Origin of the sequence: Streptococcus oralis, assembly GCF_023109155.1 — a bacterium.
GTDB lineage: Bacteria > Bacillota > Bacilli > Lactobacillales > Streptococcaceae > Streptococcus > Streptococcus oralis_BZ.
In genome coordinates, this window is record NZ_JALDUA010000001.1 from 376,272 (window position 1) to 395,317 (window position 19,046).

5 protein-coding genes are annotated in these 19,046 nt (G+C 43.4%); 2 read left to right on the top strand and 3 right to left on the bottom strand.

Annotation, left to right across the window (positions count from 1 at the left end):
* Positions 1 to 29: 29 nt before the first annotated feature.
* On the bottom strand, positions 30 to 884 hold the full coding sequence (gene rfbD, locus M1F63_RS01925; RefSeq protein WP_049501014.1) for a dTDP-4-dehydrorhamnose reductase: 855 nt from the start codon (positions 882 to 884) through the stop codon (positions 30 to 32).
* A gap of 378 nt (positions 885 to 1,262) precedes the next feature.
* Here rfbD and M1F63_RS01930 point away from each other — a divergent pair, with 378 nt between their 5' ends.
* Both M1F63_RS01930 and M1F63_RS01935 read left to right on the top strand, forming a co-directional pair.
* Positions 1,263 to 7,685: a SpGH101 family endo-alpha-N-acetylgalactosaminidase gene (locus M1F63_RS01930; protein WP_247940590.1), complete on the top strand. Its 6,423-nt coding sequence runs from the start codon at positions 1,263 to 1,265 to the stop codon at positions 7,683 to 7,685.
* A 140-nt stretch (positions 7,686 to 7,825) separates the two neighbouring features.
* On the top strand, positions 7,826 to 16,081 hold the full coding sequence (locus tag M1F63_RS01935; protein WP_247940591.1) for an SIALI-17 repeat-containing surface protein: 8,256 nt from the start codon (positions 7,826 to 7,828) through the stop codon (positions 16,079 to 16,081).
* Positions 16,082 to 16,248: 167 nt separating this feature from the next.
* On the opposite strand, the gene pbp1a is transcribed toward M1F63_RS01935, so the two are convergent.
* Both pbp1a and recU read right to left on the bottom strand, forming a co-directional pair.
* On the bottom strand, positions 16,249 to 18,417 hold the full coding sequence (pbp1a, locus tag M1F63_RS01940) for a penicillin-binding protein PBP1A (RefSeq protein ID WP_049501545.1): 2,169 nt from the start codon (positions 18,415 to 18,417) through the stop codon (positions 16,249 to 16,251).
* Positions 18,414 to 19,010 carry a Holliday junction resolvase RecU gene (recU, locus tag M1F63_RS01945; RefSeq protein WP_000248756.1) on the bottom strand — a complete coding sequence of 199 codons (597 nt, stop codon included), beginning with the start codon at positions 19,008 to 19,010 and terminating at the stop codon, positions 18,414 to 18,416. The genes pbp1a and recU overlap by 4 nt, the downstream gene beginning before the upstream one ends.
* Positions 19,011 to 19,046 lie beyond the last annotated feature (36 nt).

Sequence of the window (19,046 nt, forward strand, 5' to 3'; positions counted from 1 at the left end):
CTCTTGCTTTTTATGTATGTCGTAATCTTTTATTTTCTTACTTCTTGTTTATAAAATTCTTTGAGGGCATCTTGCCAGGTTGGAATGACGAAACCTGTCGCCTTCGCTTTGGCCAAACTCATGGTTGAATTGAGGGGACGTTTGGCCTTTGCAGGAAACTTGCTGGAGTCTACCGGAATCACTTCAACATCACTGTCTTTAAGAATCTCGACAGCGAAGTCATACCAAGTGGTATCTTCAGTGGAGTCATTTGATAAGTGGTAGTAGCCAAATGCTTTTTGATTTTCAGTCAAGTAGGTCATAAACTCAGCCAGGGTACGTGTCCAAGTTGGACGGCCGTGTTGGTCGTTGACAACAGTGAGAGTTTTATGGGTTTTGGCAAGATTTTGCATTGTAAAGACAAAGTTTTTGCCATAATTTCCAAAGACCCAAGCAGTGCGGATGATGTAATACTGTGACGTAAGGGTTTCAACAAGTTCTTCCCCCATTCGCTTGGTACGCCCATATTCTGTCTGCGGATCAGGTAGGTCATCGACTTCCCATTCTTGTCCGACGGGTTTCTTTCCATCAAAGACGTAGTCTGTCGAGATATAGACCAGAGTAGCTCCGTATTTCTCAGAGGCCTTGGCTACATTTTCAGTTCCAGTTACGTTGATGGCAAAATCCAGTTCTTTCCCCTCGTCTTCTGCAGCATCAACAGCAGTGTAGGCTGCACAATGATAGACCAGAGTTGGCTTGACTTCAGCAAATACCTTCTCAACCATTTCAGCATTCGTGATATCCATTTCGGCCACATCAACTGCAACATAGTCTACATTTCGTTCATCTAGTAAATAACGTAGTTCGGTACCGAGTTGACCATTTGCACCTGTAATTAATATCATTGTCTTCTCCTTAACTTTTATTCTATCTAATCATAGCAAAAAAATGATAAAAAATCTGATTTTCGGTCCTTGTTTTACTGGTTTCTATCCGATAAGAATCTGTTTTTGAAATGAAACTGTTTATTAGATTCTTTGAGATAGAATTTTTTTATAGCTGTAAAGCGATTCTTAAAATTCTAAGCGTTAGCACTGTTCAGAAAAGAGAAAATTTTAGTGAATTTTACCTATTTCCTATTGCTTTCTGGTCTTTTATTTGTTATATTAAAAGTACAATTATTTTTTATTTATAACAGTTAAGCAGAGCACTTTCAGAGAAAGGAGTATTTTTTAAAAACGAAATGTAAACGCTTACTGGAAAATGAAAGGATTTAGGAGTTCATGGATAAACGATTTTTTGAAAAACGCTGTAAGTTCAGTATTCGTAAGTTTACGCTTGGAGTAGCTTCGGTGATGATTGGAGCGACTTTCTTCGCAGCTAGCCCAGTATTAGCTGATCAAGCAAGAGTTGGTTCAACAGATAATTTGCCGAGTGAACTAGCTGATTTGGATAAGAAGGCTAGTGATGAGGGGCACGATTTTGACAAGGAAGCTGCCGCTCAGAATCCTGGTTCAGCTGAAACTACTGAAGGCCCACAAACAGAAGAAGAGTTGTTGGCTCAAGAAAAAGAAAAGTCTGAAAAGCCAAGCAATCTGCCAAAAGAATTAGAAGATAAGTTGGAGAAAGCTGAAGACAATGGGCGCGAAGTTGACAAGGATCAATTGGCCCAAGATACTGGCAAGCTCGTCCCAGAAGATGTGGCTAAAACGACCAATGGGGAATTAAACTACGGCGCGACTGTTAAGATTAAGACGCCATCAGGAGAAGGTAGCGGTATTGTCGTTGCTAAAGACCTTGTCTTGACGGTTTCTCACAACTTTATCAAGGATAGCCAAGACGGCAATATCCGTAAGGTTGTGGATAATGACCAAGGGGATGGAGATATCTATAGCATCTCATATCCAGGATTGCCAGATGTCAAGTTTAGCAAGAAAGATATTATTCATTGGGATCGTGAAGGCTATCTGAAAGGCTTCAAAAATGATTTGGCCCTTGTGAGATTGCGTACAGTTCTAGAAAATACGCCTGTTGAAGTAACTAAAAAGCCAGTAGTTAAGAAAATTGGAGATAAGCTCCATGTCTTTGGTTATCCAGAAGGAAAATTGAATCCGATTGTCAATACTACAGTTGATTTTGCGGAACCATACGGAGAAGGTGTCCAAGGGATTGGTTACCAAGGAGGAAAACCGGGTGCTAGTGGCGGCGGTATCTTTGATACAGAAGGCAAACTAGTCGGTGTTCACCAAAATGGTGTAGTTGGAAAACGGAGCGGAGGCATTCTCTTCTCACCAGCTCAACTAAAATGGATCCAGGACCACATACAGGGAATTTCAAGTGTGAAACCAGCAGACTTGGAAGAGAAAGAAAAACCGGCTGAAGAAAAACCAAAAGAGGATAAACCTGCAGCTACTAAACCTGAAACACCTAAGGCAGTAACTCCTGAATGGCAAACAGTAGCGAATAAAGAGCAACAAGGAACCGTCACTATTCGTGAAGAAAAGGGTGTTCGCTACAATCAATTGTCTTCAACGGCCCAAAATGACAATGATGGCAAACCAGCTTTGTTTGAAAAACAAGGATTGACTGTCGATGCTAATGGAAATGCGACAGTTGATTTAACCTTCAAAGATGATTCTGAAAAGGGCAAATCACGCTTTGGTGTCTTCTTGAAATTTAAAGATACCAAGAACAATGTTTTTGTTGGATATGACCAAGGTGGCTGGTTCTGGGAATACAAAACTCCAGGTAACAGCACATGGTATCAGGGCGGTCGTGTTGCAGCTCCAGTAAATGGATCAGTGAATCATCTGACTATTAGTTTAAAATCAGATGGTCAGCTGAATGCAACAAATAATGATGTAAAACTTTTTGATACAGTTACTTTGCCAGCTGCTGTTAATGAGAATCTTAAAAATGAGAAGAAGATCCTTCTCAAGGCAGGAACTTATAGCAATGACCGTACGGTTGTTAGCGTTAAAACAGACAATCAAGAAGGTGTAAAAGCAGATGATACTCCTGCCCAGAAAGAAACAGGTCCTGCCGTTGACGATAGCAAGGTGACTTATGATACGATCCAGTCTAAGGTTCTCAAGGCAGTGATTGACCAAGCCTTCCCTCGTGTCAAGGAATACACCTTGAATGGACATACTTTGCCAGGACAGGTGCAACAGTTCAACCAAGTCTTTATCAATAATCACCGAATCACCCCGGAAGTCACTTATAAGAAAATCAATGAGACAACAGCAGAGTACGTGATGAAGCTTCGCGATGATGCTCACTTAATCAATGCGGAAATGACGGTTCGTCTGCAAGTTGTGGATAATCAATTGCACTTTGATGTGACCAAGATTGTCAACCACAATCAAGTCACCCCAGGTCAAAAGATTGATGACGAAAGAAAATTGCTTTCTACGATTAGTTTCCTTGGTAATGCTTTGGTCTCTGTTTCGAGTGATCAAGCTGGTGCTAAGTTTGATGGGGCAACCATGTCAAACAATACCCATGTCAGCGGGGATGATCATATCGATGTAACCAATCCAATGAAAGATTTGGCTAAGGGTTACATGTATGGATTTGTTTCTACAGATAAGCTTGCTGCAGGTGTTTGGAGTAATTCTCAAAATAGCTATGGTGGTGGTTCGAATGACTGGACTCGTTTGACAGCTTATAAAGAAACAGTCGGAAATGCCAACTATGTCGGAATTCACAGCTCTGAGTGGCAATGGGAAAAAGCTTATAAGGGCATTGTTTTCCCAGAATACACCAAGGAACTGCCAAGTGCCAAGGTTGTTATCACCGAAGATGCCAATGCTGACAACAAAGTCGACTGGCAAGATGGTGCCATTGCTTATCGTAGCATCATGAACAACCCTCAAGGTTGGGAAAAAGTCAAGGATATCACTGCTTACCGTATCGCGATGAACTTTGGTTCTCAAGCACAAAACCCATTCCTTATGACCTTGGATGGTATCAAGAAAATTAATCTCCACACAGATGGTCTTGGGCAAGGTGTTCTCCTTAAAGGATATGGTAGTGAAGGCCACGACTCTGGTCACTTGAACTATGCTGATATTGGTAAACGTATTGGTGGTGTTGAAGACTTCAAGACCTTGATCGAAAAAGCGAAGAAATATGGAGCTCATCTAGGTATCCACGTGAACGCATCTGAGACCTATCCTGAGTCTAAATACTTTAATGAAAATATTCTTCGTAAGAATCCAGATGGAAGCTACAGCTATGGTTGGAACTGGCTAGACCAAGGTATCAACATTGATGCTGCTTATGACTTGGCGCATGGACGCTTGGCTCGCTGGGAAGACTTGAAGAAAAAACTTGGTGATGGTCTCGACTTTATCTATGTGGACGTTTGGGGCAATGGTCAATCTGGTGATAACGGTGCCTGGGCTACTCACGTTCTTGCTAAAGAAATTAACAAACAAGGCTGGCGTTTTGCGATTGAGTGGGGCCATGGTGGTGAATACGACTCTACCTTCCAACACTGGGCAGCTGACCTGACCTATGGTGGCTACACTAATAAAGGTATCAACAGTGCCATCACACGCTTTATCCGCAACCACCAAAAAGATTCATGGGTTGGGGACTACAGAAGTTACGGTGGTGCAGCCAACTACCCACTTCTAGGTGGCTACAGCATGAAAGACTTTGAAGGCTGGCAAGGAAGAAGTGATTACAATGGCTACGTGACTAACCTCTTTGCCCATGATGTCATGACCAAGTACTTCCAACACTTCACTGTAAGTAAATGGGAAAATGGTACACCAGTTACCATGTCTGATAACGGTAGCACCTATAAATGGACTCCAGAAATGAAGGTTGAGCTAGTCGATGCAGCAGGAAACAAGGTTGTTGTGACTCGTAAGTCAAACGATGTCAATAGCCCGCAATACCGTGAGCGTACAGTAACGCTCAACGGGCGTGTCATCCAAGATGGCTCAGCTTACTTGACTCCTTGGAACTGGGATGCGAATGGTAAGAAACTTCCTACTGATAAGGAAAAAATGTACTACTTCAATACGCAGGCCGGTGCAACAACTTGGACACTTCCGAGCGATTGGGCAAATAGCAAGGTTTACCTTTACAAGCTAACTGACCAAGGTAAGACAGAGGAGCAAGAACTCACTGTAACAGATGGTAAGATTACCCTAGACCTTCTCGCAAATCAACCATACGTACTTTACCGTTCAAAACAAAGCAATCCTGAAATGTCATGGAGCGAAGGTATGCATATCTATGACCAAGGATTTAACAGCGGTACCTTGAAACACTGGACCATTTCAGGTGATGCTTCCAAGGCAGAAATTGTCAAATCACAGGGTGCAAATGAAATGCTTCGTATCCAAGGCAATAAGAGCAAGGTCAGCCTTACTCAGAAACTGACTGGCTTGAAACCAAATACCAAGTATGCGGTTTATGTTGGTGTCGATAACCGTAGTAATGCTAAGGCAAGTATCACAGTGAATACTGGCGAAAAAGAAGTGACTACTTATACCAATAAGTCACTCGCTCTCAACTATATCAAAGCTTATGCTCATAACAATCGTCGTGAAAATGCTACAGTTGACGATACAAGTTACTTCCAAAATATGTACGCCTTCTTTACAACTGGATCTGACGTATCAAATGTCACTCTGACATTGAGTCGTGAAGCTGGTGATGAAGCAACTTACTTTGATGAAATTCGTACCTTTGAAAATAATTCAAGCATGTACGGAGACAAGCATGATACAGGTCAAGGCATCTTCAAACAAGACTTTGAAAATGTAGCTCAAGGAATCTTCCCATTTGTAGTAGGTGGTGTCGAAGGTGTTGAAGATAACCGCACTCACTTGTCTGAAAAACACGATCCATATACACAGCGTGGTTGGAACGGTAAGAAAGTCGATGATGTTATCGAAGGGAATTGGTCATTGAAGACAAATGGGCTAGTGAGCCGTCGTAACTTGGTTTACCAAACTATTCCGCAAAACTTCCGCTTTGAAGCTGGTAAGACTTATCGTGTAACCTTTGAATACGAAGCAGGATCAGACAATACCTATGCCTTTGTAGTTGGTAAGGGAGAATTCCAGTCAGGTCGTCGTGGTAGTCAAGCAAGCAACTTGGAAATGCATGAATTGCCAAATACTTGGACAGATTCTAAGAAAGCCAAGAAAGTAACCTTCCTCGTGACAGGTGCAGAAACAGGGGATACTTGGGTAGGTATCTACTCAACTGGAAACGCAAGCAATACTCATGGAGATGCTGGCGGAAATGCCAACTTCCGTGGTTACAACGACTTCATGATGGACAATCTTCACATCGAGGAAATTACCCTAACAGGTAAGATGTTGACAGAAAATGCTCTCAAGAACTACTTGCCAACGGTTGCCATGACCAACTATACGAAAGAGTCTATGGATGCTTTGAAAGAGGCGGTCTTTAATCTCAGTCAGGCAGATGATGACATTAGCGTAGAAGAAGCGCGTGCAGAGATTGCCAAGATTGAAGCCTTGAAGAATGCTTTGGTTCAGAAGAAAACAGCCTTGGTAGCAGAAGACTTTGAAAGTTTGGATGCGCCTGCCCAACCAGGTGAAGGCCTAGAGAATGCCTTTGATGGCAATGTATCTAGCCTATGGCATACATCTTGGAATGGTGGAGATGTAGGCAAGCCTGCAACTATGGTCTTGAAAGAACCTACTGAAATCACAGGACTTCGCTATGTTCCACGTGCCTCTGACTCAAATGGAAACTTGCGAGATGTGAAACTGGTTGTCACAGATGAGTCTGGTAAAGAACATACCTTCACAGTGACAGATTGGCCAAATAACAACAAACCAAAAGACATTGACTTTGGCAAGACAATCAAGGCTAAGAAAATTGTCCTTACTGGTACCAAGACTTACGGAGATGGTGGCGATAAATACCAATCTGCAGCAGAGCTTATCTTTACCCGTCCGCAAGTAGCAGAAACACCTTTTGACATTTCTGGCTATGAAGCAGCTTTGGCTAAGGCGCAGAAATTAACAGACAAAGACAATCAAGAGGAAGTAGCTAGCGTTCAGGCAAGCATGAAATATGCGACGGATAACCATCTCTTGACGGAAAGAATGGTGGCCTACTTCGCAGACTATCTCAACCAATTAAAAGATTCTGCTACCAAACCAGACGCTCCAACAAGTAGCAAGGGTGAAGAGCAACCTCCTGTTCTTGAAGTTCCTGAATATACAGGTCCTTACGGAACAGCTGGAGAAGAAGCGGCTGTTCATGACCTACCTGAGTTCAAAGGCGGCGTCAATGCAGCAGAAGCAGCTGTACATGAGGTTCCTGAGTTCAAGGGCGGCGTTAATGCAGTTCAAGCCTTGGTTCACGAATTACCAGAATACAAGGGTGGAGCCAATGCGGTTCTAGCAGCTACAAATGAAGTCCCTGAGTTTAAGGGTGGCGTCAATGCGGTTCAAGCCTTGGTAAACGAGAAACCAGCCTACACAGGTGTATTGGCTACTGCTGGAGATCAAGCAGCTCCAACAGTTGAAAAACCTGAGTACCCGCTCACTCCAAGCCCAGTAGTTGATGCCAAAACTCTGGAAGATAAAGAAGAGCAACTTCCTGCTACAGGAGAACATGGTTCAGAAGCAGCCCTCTTCTTAGCAAGTGTGAGCATCGCTTTATCTGCTGCGGTCCTTGCGACAAAACGTAAAGAAGAGTAATGAGATTTGATTTCAGCAGTTCAAAGCAACTCGAATCAAAAAGGAACAAACAGCCGGAGAGGACCTCTTGGTTCTCTCCTTTTTCAAAGGAGAAATGATACCGCTTACTCAGGTATGCGGATGAAAGGAATAGGAGAAAGATGGATAGACATTTTTTTGAGAAACGCTGTCACTATAGTATAAGAAAATTTGCAATCGGTGCAGCCTCCGTGATGATTGGTGCTAGTATCTTTGGCGCCAATATGGTTCAGGCAGCAGAAACAGCAGCTCCTTCAGAAACAGAGGGAAGCATCACCCATGTTGAAGCACTGGATAAGTTACCCGATGATTTAGCCGATGCGCTTAAAAAGGCGGATGCAGAAGCTGCAACAGAAGCAAGTCATGAAGAAACTCCAGCGACTGATGAGGGAACCAATCCTGCAGCAAGTGAAGAGACAAAACCAGAGACAAGTCCTGCAAGTCCCAAGCCAGTTGAAACGCCGAAACCGGTTGAAACACCAAAGGCAGAAAATCGACCTGCGGAAACTACTACACCAGCAGTAAAACCAGCTGAAAAGACAATCGAAGATAGAGAGGATATCAATCATCTCGAAGGTGCTACTGCCCAAGCAAACAACCATGAGACTGGTACCAACTTTACTGCGGATAAGGCTATCGACGGAGATGACAATACTCGTTGGGCTACAGATAGAGATGCAGTAAAACCAACTTTTGAATTAACTCTTCCAAAAACTACCCTCATCAAACATGTGGAAATAGACTGGGATCGTCGTCTTCGTAATGGGCAAAATGATCCAAATATCAAATCTTGGAGTCTCTATTACGCAGGCCAAGAAGATGTGGGGGCTAATGGAGAAAAACAATGGAAACTAGCTCATACCAAAACTGGAGAACCTGTTTTAGATGAGAAAGTTGACCTAGCTGAAAGTATTCAAGCTAAATATCTCAAACTTGAGGTCAATGATTACCAAGCGGGAACAATGAACTGGAGAAACGTTGGTATCCAAGAAATTCGAGCTTATTCAAACGTTCCGGACCATAGTAGGGTAACGGATATCCGCCAAGTAACCGAACTAACAGTAGCAGAAGACGGACAGTCTCTTGTCTTACCAACTTTGCCAGGGAAAGTTAGCCTTATCGGAAGCAACAAGCAAGGTGTGATTGACCTTCAAAATCACATCTATAAGCCTTTGACAGACCAACGCGTCAAGGTCATGGTGCAACAAATCAGAGACAGTCATACCTTTACAAAAGAGTTTGAAGTAGTCATCAAGGGGCTACATCAGGACGAAGGTGTGGGTATGAAGCCAAAAGTAGCACCAGCTGTTCAACAATGGTATGGGAAAGAAGGCCAATCTGCTATCACTTCAGATACAGTTCTTGCGACGGGTGATTCTGGCTTTGATCAGGCTGCAACCTTCTATCAGTCAGACCTTGCCAGCCGTGGATTGGAACTAGCAACAGGTGACAAGCAAGCTCAAAAACGAATTGAATTTAAAAAGGTTGAAAACAAGGGTTATGGTAAAGAAGGGTATGGCATCACTATCCAAAATGATGTGATTACCATCGAAGCTGCCACAAACACAGGAGCCTTCTACGCCACTCGGACTCTTCTTCAAATGGGAGAAACAGACCTACAAAATGGCGAAATTCGTGATTTCCCAAGTTTCAGCCACCGTGGCTTTATGTTGGATACAGGTCGTAAATTTATCCCTTACGACACCCTTGTGGACATCATGCTCAACATGGCTTACTACAAGATGAACGACTTGCAGTTGCACCTCAACGATAACTATATCTTCCTCAAGGAACACTTGGCAGGTAAGAATCTTTCTAAAGAAGAAGAACTCAAGTATGTACTTGAACATGCCAAGACTGGTTTCCGTGTGGAGACAGACATTGTCGGTAAGAATGGTCAAAAATTGACATCAGATGAGCATTATACCAAGGAAGAAATGCAAAATCTGATTAAACTTGCCAAGGCCTTACATATCAATCTAGTGCCAGAAATTGACACACCAGGTCACGCCTTGTCCTTTGTCAAAGTCCGCCCAGACCTCATGTATCAAGGTAGTTTGAGTGATTATGCTGGCAAACACAATGTTGAACGTGTTGCCATGCTGGACCTAGATAATAAATATGATGAAACGCTAGCTTTTGTCAAATCAGTTTATGACAAACTCCTCGATGGTCCAGATGCACCGCTTCATGGCGTGTCCACTGTTCATATCGGAACGGATGAATACTATGGCAGCAGAGAAAGTTACCGTCGCTATGTCAATGATTTGACCCAATATATCAAGTCTAAAGGTTACACCCCTCGTATCTGGGGCTCACTCAGTGCGAAACGTGGAAACACTCCTGTTGATTGGAACGGAGTAGAGGTTGATATCTGGAGTATCGGATGGCAACGACCAAATGAAGCCATTGCTCAGGGAGCTAAGATTATCAACATCACGGATGTACCGACCTATAGTGTTCCAAGTGGAAGCAATAGTCAAGCAGCCTACGGGGACTATGCTAACTACGAACGTCAGTACAATAGCTGGACACCAAATGATTTTAGAACAGGTGGAGGTCCACTTCTACCAGCTTCTCATCCAAGTATCCTTGGTGGTGGTCACGCAGTTTGGAATGACAATATTGACCTTCATGAGACAGGTTTGACCTCTTATGATATCTTTAAACGCTTCTTCAAGAGCATGCAAACTACTGCGGAACGCACCTGGGGATCCGATCGTGCAGCTGCGACCTTTGCAGAACGCACCCTACCAACCAGTCCTTATGCGCCGCAGTCAAATCCTGATAAAGAGATTGATCAAAGCGACTTGTTTACCATCAATCCTGAAACAGTCAAGAACTATGCAAGCAAGAAAGTGAAGGCAAGCGAACAGGGATTGGCTTTTGAGAAAGATAGCAGTATCGAAGGCTTGGCTGGTGATGTTGGTCCAAGTCATGTCTTGAAGTTTGATGTAACTGTCACTGGAGACGGGGAACAAACCTTCTCAACAAGTGGGGACAACCGTATCTATCTAGCTGATAAAGACGGCTACCTTGCTTATCAATTTGAACAGTTCCATATCCAATTCAATAAAAAACTTGAAAAGAACAAACGTTATCAAATCTCTATCGTAACCAAACCACAATCTACAGAAGTCTATGTGGATGGTGAAAAGATTGAGCGTATTGCAAATCCAGCCCACCCTCGCTTTGCCCACAATAGCTTGGTACTACCGCTTGAAAGCATCGGTGGTTTCAAAGGGATCTTGCATAGTGCAGAGTTGTCAGACAAACCATTTGTAAATCCTCGTTTGATTTCAAATGATAAGATTACTGCAACGGCAAGCAGTCAGCAACTTCCAGGAAACGCGACTGAAGGCGCTGTTGAAAAGGCCTTTGACAATGATCCAAATACCTTCTGGCATACTAAGTGGACTGGTGACACTGCGCCATACACCCTTACTATGACCTTGAAAGAAGCAGAAAAAGTCAATGGCTTGACTTATCTCCCACGTCCAGGTGGTGGAAATGGTGTCGTGACGCGCTACGAAATCTACGCACAAAAAGATGGCCAAATGGTCAAGGTTTCAGAAGGAAACTGGGACAACAACGCCCAAGAAAAAACAGTCAACTTTGCGGCGGTGCATACCAACAAGATTGAGTTGAAAGTATTGGAAGGCGTTGGTGGTTTTGCAAGTGCAGCCGAAGTTCATCTATTAAAACCTGTGAAAGAAGAGCAAGAAACGCCTGCACCAAGTCAACCAGAAAAACCAACTACACCAGAAAAACCAAATGTAGACCAAACAGGTGATGGAACAGTTGAATTGGCAGATCAATTTACTGCAAGTAAACCAGCTAGCGAAGACAGCATTGCAGCTGCCAGCAAGAGCGCAGACTATCTCAAGAAAGAGTACAAGGTCTTCCCAACTCCACAAAAAGTGACTTATGGAGAAGGTGTCACAGCTCTTCGCAAGCAAGTCAATCTGGTCATGGGCGATCAACTCGATATCTATACTCGCAATCGCTTGAAGAGTGTTTTGCAGGACAATCAAGTATCTTATACAACTGGTAAGGCGGCAATCGTTGGCGCAACCAATATCTATCTTGGAGTGCATGGACAAGGTTCACAAGCAGAGCAAAACTTGTCCAATGTTTCAGCAGGTCTCTTTGACAAGATTGACGCCTATGTCTTGAGCATCAAGGATAACTCGATTTCCATCGTCGGAAAAGACACAGATGCAGTCTTCTATGGTTTGACAACCTTGAAACACATGCTCAAGGAAAGCCAAGTACCAGTCCTTCGCAATGTGACAGTAGAAGATTACGCAGAGCTCAAGAACCGTGGTTTCATCGAAGGTTACTATGGAAATCCATGGTCTAATGCCGATCGTGCAGAGCTCATGCGTTATGGTGGCGATTTGAAATTGAACCAATACTTCTTTGCACCAAAAGATGATCCATACCACAACAAGAAATGGCGTGAACTCTATCCAGAAGAAAAATTAGCTGAAATCCGTGAACTTGCTCGTGTCGGAAATCAAAGTAAAACCCGCTATGTCTGGACTATCCATCCATTCATGAACAACCGCATCCGCTTTGGCAATGAAGCGCATTACCAAGAAGATTTGGCAACCATCAAGGCTAAATTTACCCAGTTGATGAAAGTGGGTGTCCGCGAATTTGGTATCCTTGCAGATGATGCTCCAAGCCCAGTCGGAGGCTACAATAGCTACAACCGCTTGATGCAAGATATGACCAAGTGGTTGACTGAGATGCAGGGAACTTACAGTGGTCTTCGCAAAGAAATGATCTTTGTTCCTGGACAGTATTGGGGTAATGGACGTGAGGATGAGTTGAAATCCCTCAATGAAAATCTCCCGAGTTCAACATCCATGACCTTGACGGGTGGTAAGATTTGGGGCGAAGTCTCTGAAAGCTTCCTTTCAACTCTCAAGAACAATCTATCCGCAGGTGGAAAGACCTATCGCCCAGTTTCACTTTGGATTAACTGGCCTGTAACAGATAACTCTAAACAGCACTTGATTCTAGGTGGTGGTGAGAAATTCCTTCATCCCAATGTGGATCCTAGCTTGCTATCTGGTATCATGTTGAACCCAATGCAACAGTCTGAACCATCTAAGATTGCCCTCTTTTCAGGAGCTCAATACTCATGGAAACAGTGGAAATCAGAAGAAGAAGCTAAGAAAATCAATGATATTGCCTTCAACTTTGTAGAAAATGGTCATTTTGAAGATAGCAAGGTATCAGCAGCCTTCCGTGAACTTGGCAAGCACATGATCAACCAAAACATGGATAATCGTGTCGTCAAACTAGAAGAATCGGTAGACTTGGCTCCAAAATTAACATACTTTATGACCAAGCTCAAAGCAGGTCAGGATGTGACTGCGGAACGTGCAGCCTTGCGTGCAGAATTTGCCAAGATTAAAGAAGCAGCCGAACTCTATAAAGCATCAGGCGATAAAAAAATGGTTGCCCAAATCCACTATTGGTTGGATAATGCAATCGATCAAATGAATGCTCTCGATGCCTTCCTTACAGGAACTGAAGCCATGGATACAAACGATGCAGCCAAACTTTGGGATAGCTACTATAAAGGTTTGAAATTGTACGAACAGTCTCAAACTCACACCTTCCATTATGTAGACCATATGGAAAAAGCTGAATTGGGTGTTCAACATATTCGTCCATTTATCCTATCCTTGAAAGAAGTTCTAGCGTCTGAAGTTCAAAAAGTCTTGCATCCAGACCAAATCATCAGTACCTTTATTACCAATCGAACAGGTGTAGAGGGTGGCTTGGCAGAAGTAACGGATGGCGATTTGGCAACTCATGCGATTATTAAATCACCAAATAGCATCAAGACAGGTGATTATATTGGTATGAAGTTCAACAAACCAGTAGCGATTCAAACCTTGACCTTTGCTATGGGAACGCAGGCAAATCCACGTGATACCTTTAGTAAGGCAGAAGTGCAGTATCTAGATGAAAATGACAACTGGGTAACCTTGAAAGAGCCAAGCTATGTCGGAAATGAATCCCTGCTTAAGTTTGAGAATCTCAACATCAAGGCCAAGGCAGTTCGCATGATTGCGACAGCAGACCGCGAGAACACTTGGTTTGCAGTTCAGGAAATTGCAGTCAACCGTCCAGTTGAAAAAGCTCGGAGCCAACAAGCAACGACAGTTAGTCTAAGCTCAAATCTAGTTTATAAACTAAATACCTCAGCCCGTCAAATCACTGATGGCAAGGACAATACAGAAGCCATGATGGCAAATGCTGATGGAAGCAATACAACTCCAGTAGATGCCTGGGCACAACTGGACCTCGGTGAAGTCAAGTCAGTCACTAAAGTACGACTTCGCCAAGGAACGGGTGATAAGCTTGCTGCAGGTGTACTTGAGTACTCTACAGATGGAACTGCATGGCAAGAGTTGGATCGCCTATCAGGAGAACAAACCAAGGAAGTGACCAGAGCTATCAATGCTCGTTACATCCGAGTCCGCAATACCAAGGCACTCGACCTCTGGTGGCGTATCCAAGACTTCTCTGTTGAGACACGCTCTGGAAACAGTGAGTTAACAGACACCAACATCGACGCCTTGAAGGAAACACCAGTAGTGGATAGCTTAGGCAGTTACGAACTTCAAATTCCAGTTGGAACCAAACTCCCTGCAAATAGCTATCTAGGTATGAAACTTGACCGTATCCATCAGGTCAAGAGCATCCAGCTCCAAGGCCAAGCCAACCCAGCTCTTAGCCTTGAGTACTCTGCAAATGCTCAAGAATGGATGCCAGCTAGCCAGTTGACAGACAGATCTGTAGTGAGCCACTTGGTACGTTATGTGCGTCTGGTCAATAAAACAGATCAGGAACAAGCTGTGACAGCCACTTCTCTCCTTGTGACAACCAAAGAAGTGCAACCAACCAAACTAGAATCTACAACTATGGGCATTCATCCAACATACGGAAGCAATGATGTTCGTAAACTAAACAACCTAGATCAACTATTTGACGGTGTTTACAATAACTTCGTTGAGTTTTCAGACTATGCCCATAAAGATGGCCACGTAACCTTGAAACTTGGTAGCGAACGCACTATCAAGAAGATTAGAGCCTATATCCAAGACGGAACACAAAACTATCTTCGTGATGGTAAGATTCAAGTCAGCCAAGATGGTAAAACTTGGACTGATGTCGTTACAGTAGGAGATGGTGTGGCCAATAGCACACACGATGATTCATTGACAGATGGTTGGACACATGATTCTAAGATGCCAGGAAATCGCTATATCGAGGGCGAATTGACGACACCAGTCAAAGCCAACTATCTCCGTGTCCTCTATACAGCAGACTATGATGCCCGTTTTGTAGGATTTACAGAATTGGTCATCAACGATGGTGAATTTGTCAAACCAATCAATGATCCAACAGTAGAAGGAAGTAGTGGAGAAAGCCAAGGCAACCTTTATAATAATCTTGTAGACGGCAAAGTCTTGACCAGCTACAAGTCTGAAAAAGACAAGGGCGAGTTGGTTTATCACTTGTCTGAGCCGACTAATGCTAACCACCTTCGTCTTGTTTCCAGTCTTCCTGAAGGAGCGAAAGCACGTGTTCTTGCTAGAACACTCAAGGATGGTCAAGACAGTTGGACAGACCTCGGTGCCATTACATCTAGTCTCCAAACTTTCGCTATCCGAAATGGCGGCTCTCTTCTAGACGTCAAATTAGTCTGGGAAGGTGGCAAGGCTGAGTTTTATGAATTGGCAAGCTTCCATCAAGAATTAACAGAAGAACCGGTTCAATCAAGCAAGGGTGAAGAACCAGCACCTGTTCTTGAGGTTCCTGAATTCACAGGTGGTGTCAATGCAGTTGAAGCCCTAGTACATGAACTTACAGAGTATACAGGCCCAGTAGCGACAGTAGGCGACCAAGTTGCTCCAACAGTAGAGAAACCTGAGTTCAAGGGTGGTGTCAATGCAGTGATGGCTCTAGTGCATGAATTGCCAGAATACACAGGGCCAGTAGCAACAGTAGGCGACCAAGCTGCTCCAACAGTAGAGAAACCTGAGTTCAAGGGCGGTGTCAATGCAGTGATGGCTCTAGTGCATGAATTGCCAGAATACACAGGCCCGCTAGCAACAGTAGGTGACCAAGCTGCTCCAATGATAGAGAAACCTGAGTTTAAACTTAGCTCACTTGCTTCAGATGAAGGTAAGGCACCGGCACCGGAACTAAAACAAGAAGTGACGAAGCGAGAAACAGCTGAACAAAGCTTGCCAGCAACAGGTGAGAGTCAATCTGACACAGCCCTCTTCCTAGCAGGTGTTAGCCTAGCCCTATCTGCTCTCTTTGTAGCAAAAACAAAGAAAGACTAGTATTTAGTAAAACCTCTTAACAAGATTACGAAATCCGTTTCCTATCTTTCCCAATGAGGTTTATAGTACAGAAAAAGCCTGAGAAGATATCTTCTCAGGCTTTTGTTAAGCACATAAATGCAATAGTGCTATGAAAAAATCACCCAGAAAAATCCGGGTGATAAATGTTATGGTTGTGCTGGTTGAGGATTCTGATTTTGGTTCTGGTTTTGTTGACCAGGCGTTGTATTTGGTTGCTGGTTATTGGTATTATTGTTTGCACTATTATTCGTGCTTGGAGTAGTTGAGCTTGACTGTGAAGTTGAACTTTCTGATGTCGAGCTCGAACTTTCAGGCGTTGGTGCCTGTTGCGGAGCAGGAGCAATCCATGCAGAACGAGCACCGTTTTTAAAGACGAACTCACCACTTCGATAGAGGCCTTCTGGCATAGTCCAGTCGCCAGGGTTGTTATCCTCAGACAGATAAGTCATCATTGAACGGTAGACCTTAGCAGCAACATAGAAGCCATCACCAACGATAGGAGTAAGGCGGTTTGAGTAACCTGTCCATACAGCCATTGAATATTTGCGAGTATAACCAACAAACATTTCATCTGGAGCTACATAACCAGTATTTTTGATGTAGTTTTCAATTTCTTCGTCTGTATAGTTTGATGTACCAGTCTTACCAGCTTGAGGTAGCCAAGGAAGATAAGCGCCACGACCAGTTCCGTATGCCAAGACAGTCTTCATCATTTCTGTCATCATATAGGCGGTCGTCTCTTTCATGGCACGAGTACCAGGATCAGCGTATTCTTTTGAGCTACCATCGCTAAAGACGATTTTGTTGATATACATTGGTTTATGGTAGATACCACCGTTAGCAAAAGCAGCGTAAGCAGCAGCCATTTTCTCACTACTTGCTCCGTACTTTTTGTTTGACTCAGTCGTATTACTTGAAATCGCGTTGGCATAGTGCATATCTGGATAGTCAATACCGATTCCATTTAGGAAGGTCTTGGCTCTATCCAAACCAACTTTGTTCAAGGTTTCTACAGCAGTAACGTTCCGTGATTGTTGGAGCGCATATTGGATGGTGATATTTCCAAAATAACTTCTATCCCAGTTGTAAACAGGGGTATCTGTTCCAGGATAGTTGTATGGAACATCATGTACAATCGAAGCAGTTGAGTCGTAGATGTCATACTCCAAGGCAGGAGCATAGTCTGTGATAGGCTTCATGGTAGAACCCCAGTCACGGTTGGTTTCAACAGCTTGGTTGATTCCGAAGGAAACATTGCTTGATTGGTGACGAGAACCTAACTGAGCAATGACTTTCCCGTTTGTTACGTCCACAATCGTTGAAGCTACTTGCATTTCATCATCTGGATAGTTGACATACTCGTCGGTATTGTAGATATCCCAGAGATGTTGTTGAACTTTAGGATCAACGTTGGTGTAGACATCCATACCAGTCGTTAAGAGGTTGTAGCCTGTTTCTTGTTCGACTTGATCGATTACCTCTTTGAGATAGTTGTCCATGTATGGAGGATAACTATTAGCCGATTTTAGACTTTGAAGTCCATCTGTAATCGGAGTATTAATCGCTTTTTCATATTGCTCAGCTGAAATGTAACCTTGCCCCTTCATCTCAGAGAGGACGAGATTACGACGTTCTTGAGCGGCTTCTGGATGCGAGTATGGATCATACTGGTTTGGAGCCTGAGGCATACCAGCAAGGAGAGCTAATTGAGGAATGCTTAAATCTTTGAGATCCTTGCCATAGTAACTTTGGGCAGCTGTCTGCATTCCGTAATTCCCGTTTGACATGTAAACCTTGTTGATGTAGTAGGTCAAGATCTCTTGTTTAGTCGCTTTTTGTTCTAGCTGAACGGCTAACCAAGCTTCCTGGGCCTTACGAGAAAGGGTTTGATCAGAAGTTGACGTAGAGAAATAGGTTAACTTGATTAACTGCTGCGTCAAGGTGGAAGCTCCTTGCAGACCTCCACCACCACGAAGGTTTCGGAGGGTAGCACCTAGGATACGGATCGTGTCGATTCCTCGGTGATTAAAGAAGCGATGGTCCTCAATCGAAACAATAGCGTTGACCAAATCGGTCGGTATTTCATTTGCTTGGGCATTGACCCGACGTTCCGAACCAAGATCAGCGATAAGCTCGTCATTGCTATCATAGATTTTACTTGACGTTGTAGCGACTAGTTTACTTTCAGAGAGTTCTGGAGCCTTGCTAACATAGTAGAGGAAGAGACCTCCACCAAGCATTACAGCTGCGATAAATACAGTTAAGAGACTGATGCTGACATACTTAGCTATTCGCAGAAAAGTTTGTTTGTTCATCTTGTTTTACCACCTAGTAAATGTTCTTTGATAATATCGAGGTAGGGAATTTGAGGAAAGGCCCCAGGCTCAATCCTATATCCATTTTCTCGAATATATCCAAGTGGCATTGACTTCTGTCCCTTATCTTGATGATAGAAACGGATGAGGTCAATAGCCGGCAATAAGTAGGTTTCTTGCTGAGAAGAAAAGTGAAGGAGTACAAAGCAGATTCCTTGCTGGGCAAGGACTTGTTCCATATGCTGGATCTGATGGAGATGAAAATTCTTCATCGGTATCGCATGTTTTTGCCTGGTTTCCTTTGCTTCAAAGTCGATGTAGTATCCATCATAAACCCCTGAATAGTCAGTAGTTGAAGCTTGTCTAAAGTAGGCTTCAACGATCTTGGCTCGACTTCGTTGGGGATAGTCGACACGTACGATTTGGATGGGAGTCGGTTTCTTGTGAATAACAGCTAACCCATGCGACAAATAGTAGTCGTTCGTAGCATTGATCATCTTTTCAAAAGACATTCCCCGATTTGCGAAATTTTTAGTTTGTGACAGGGGGGCTTGTCTCTTTTGAGATGAAATTTTATGTGGATAGTTGACCATAATTCTCCTTATTGGTACAATAACATCACTCTATTA

What these genes read in the sequence shown, in the direction of transcription:
- rfbD (WP_049501014.1), bottom strand. Translation starts at nt 884, where the DNA reads ATGATATTAATTACAGGTGCAAATGGTCAACTCGGTACCGAACTACGT.
- M1F63_RS01930 (WP_247940590.1), top strand. Translation starts at nt 1,263, where the DNA reads ATGGATAAACGATTTTTTGAAAAACGCTGTAAGTTCAGTATTCGTAAG.
- M1F63_RS01935 (WP_247940591.1), top strand. Translation starts at nt 7,826, where the DNA reads ATGGATAGACATTTTTTTGAGAAACGCTGTCACTATAGTATAAGAAAA.
- pbp1a (WP_049501545.1), bottom strand. Translation starts at nt 18,417, where the DNA reads ATGAACAAACAAACTTTTCTGCGAATAGCTAAGTATGTCAGCATCAGT.
- recU (WP_000248756.1), bottom strand. Translation starts at nt 19,010, where the DNA reads ATGGTCAACTATCCACATAAAATTTCATCTCAAAAGAGACAAGCCCCC.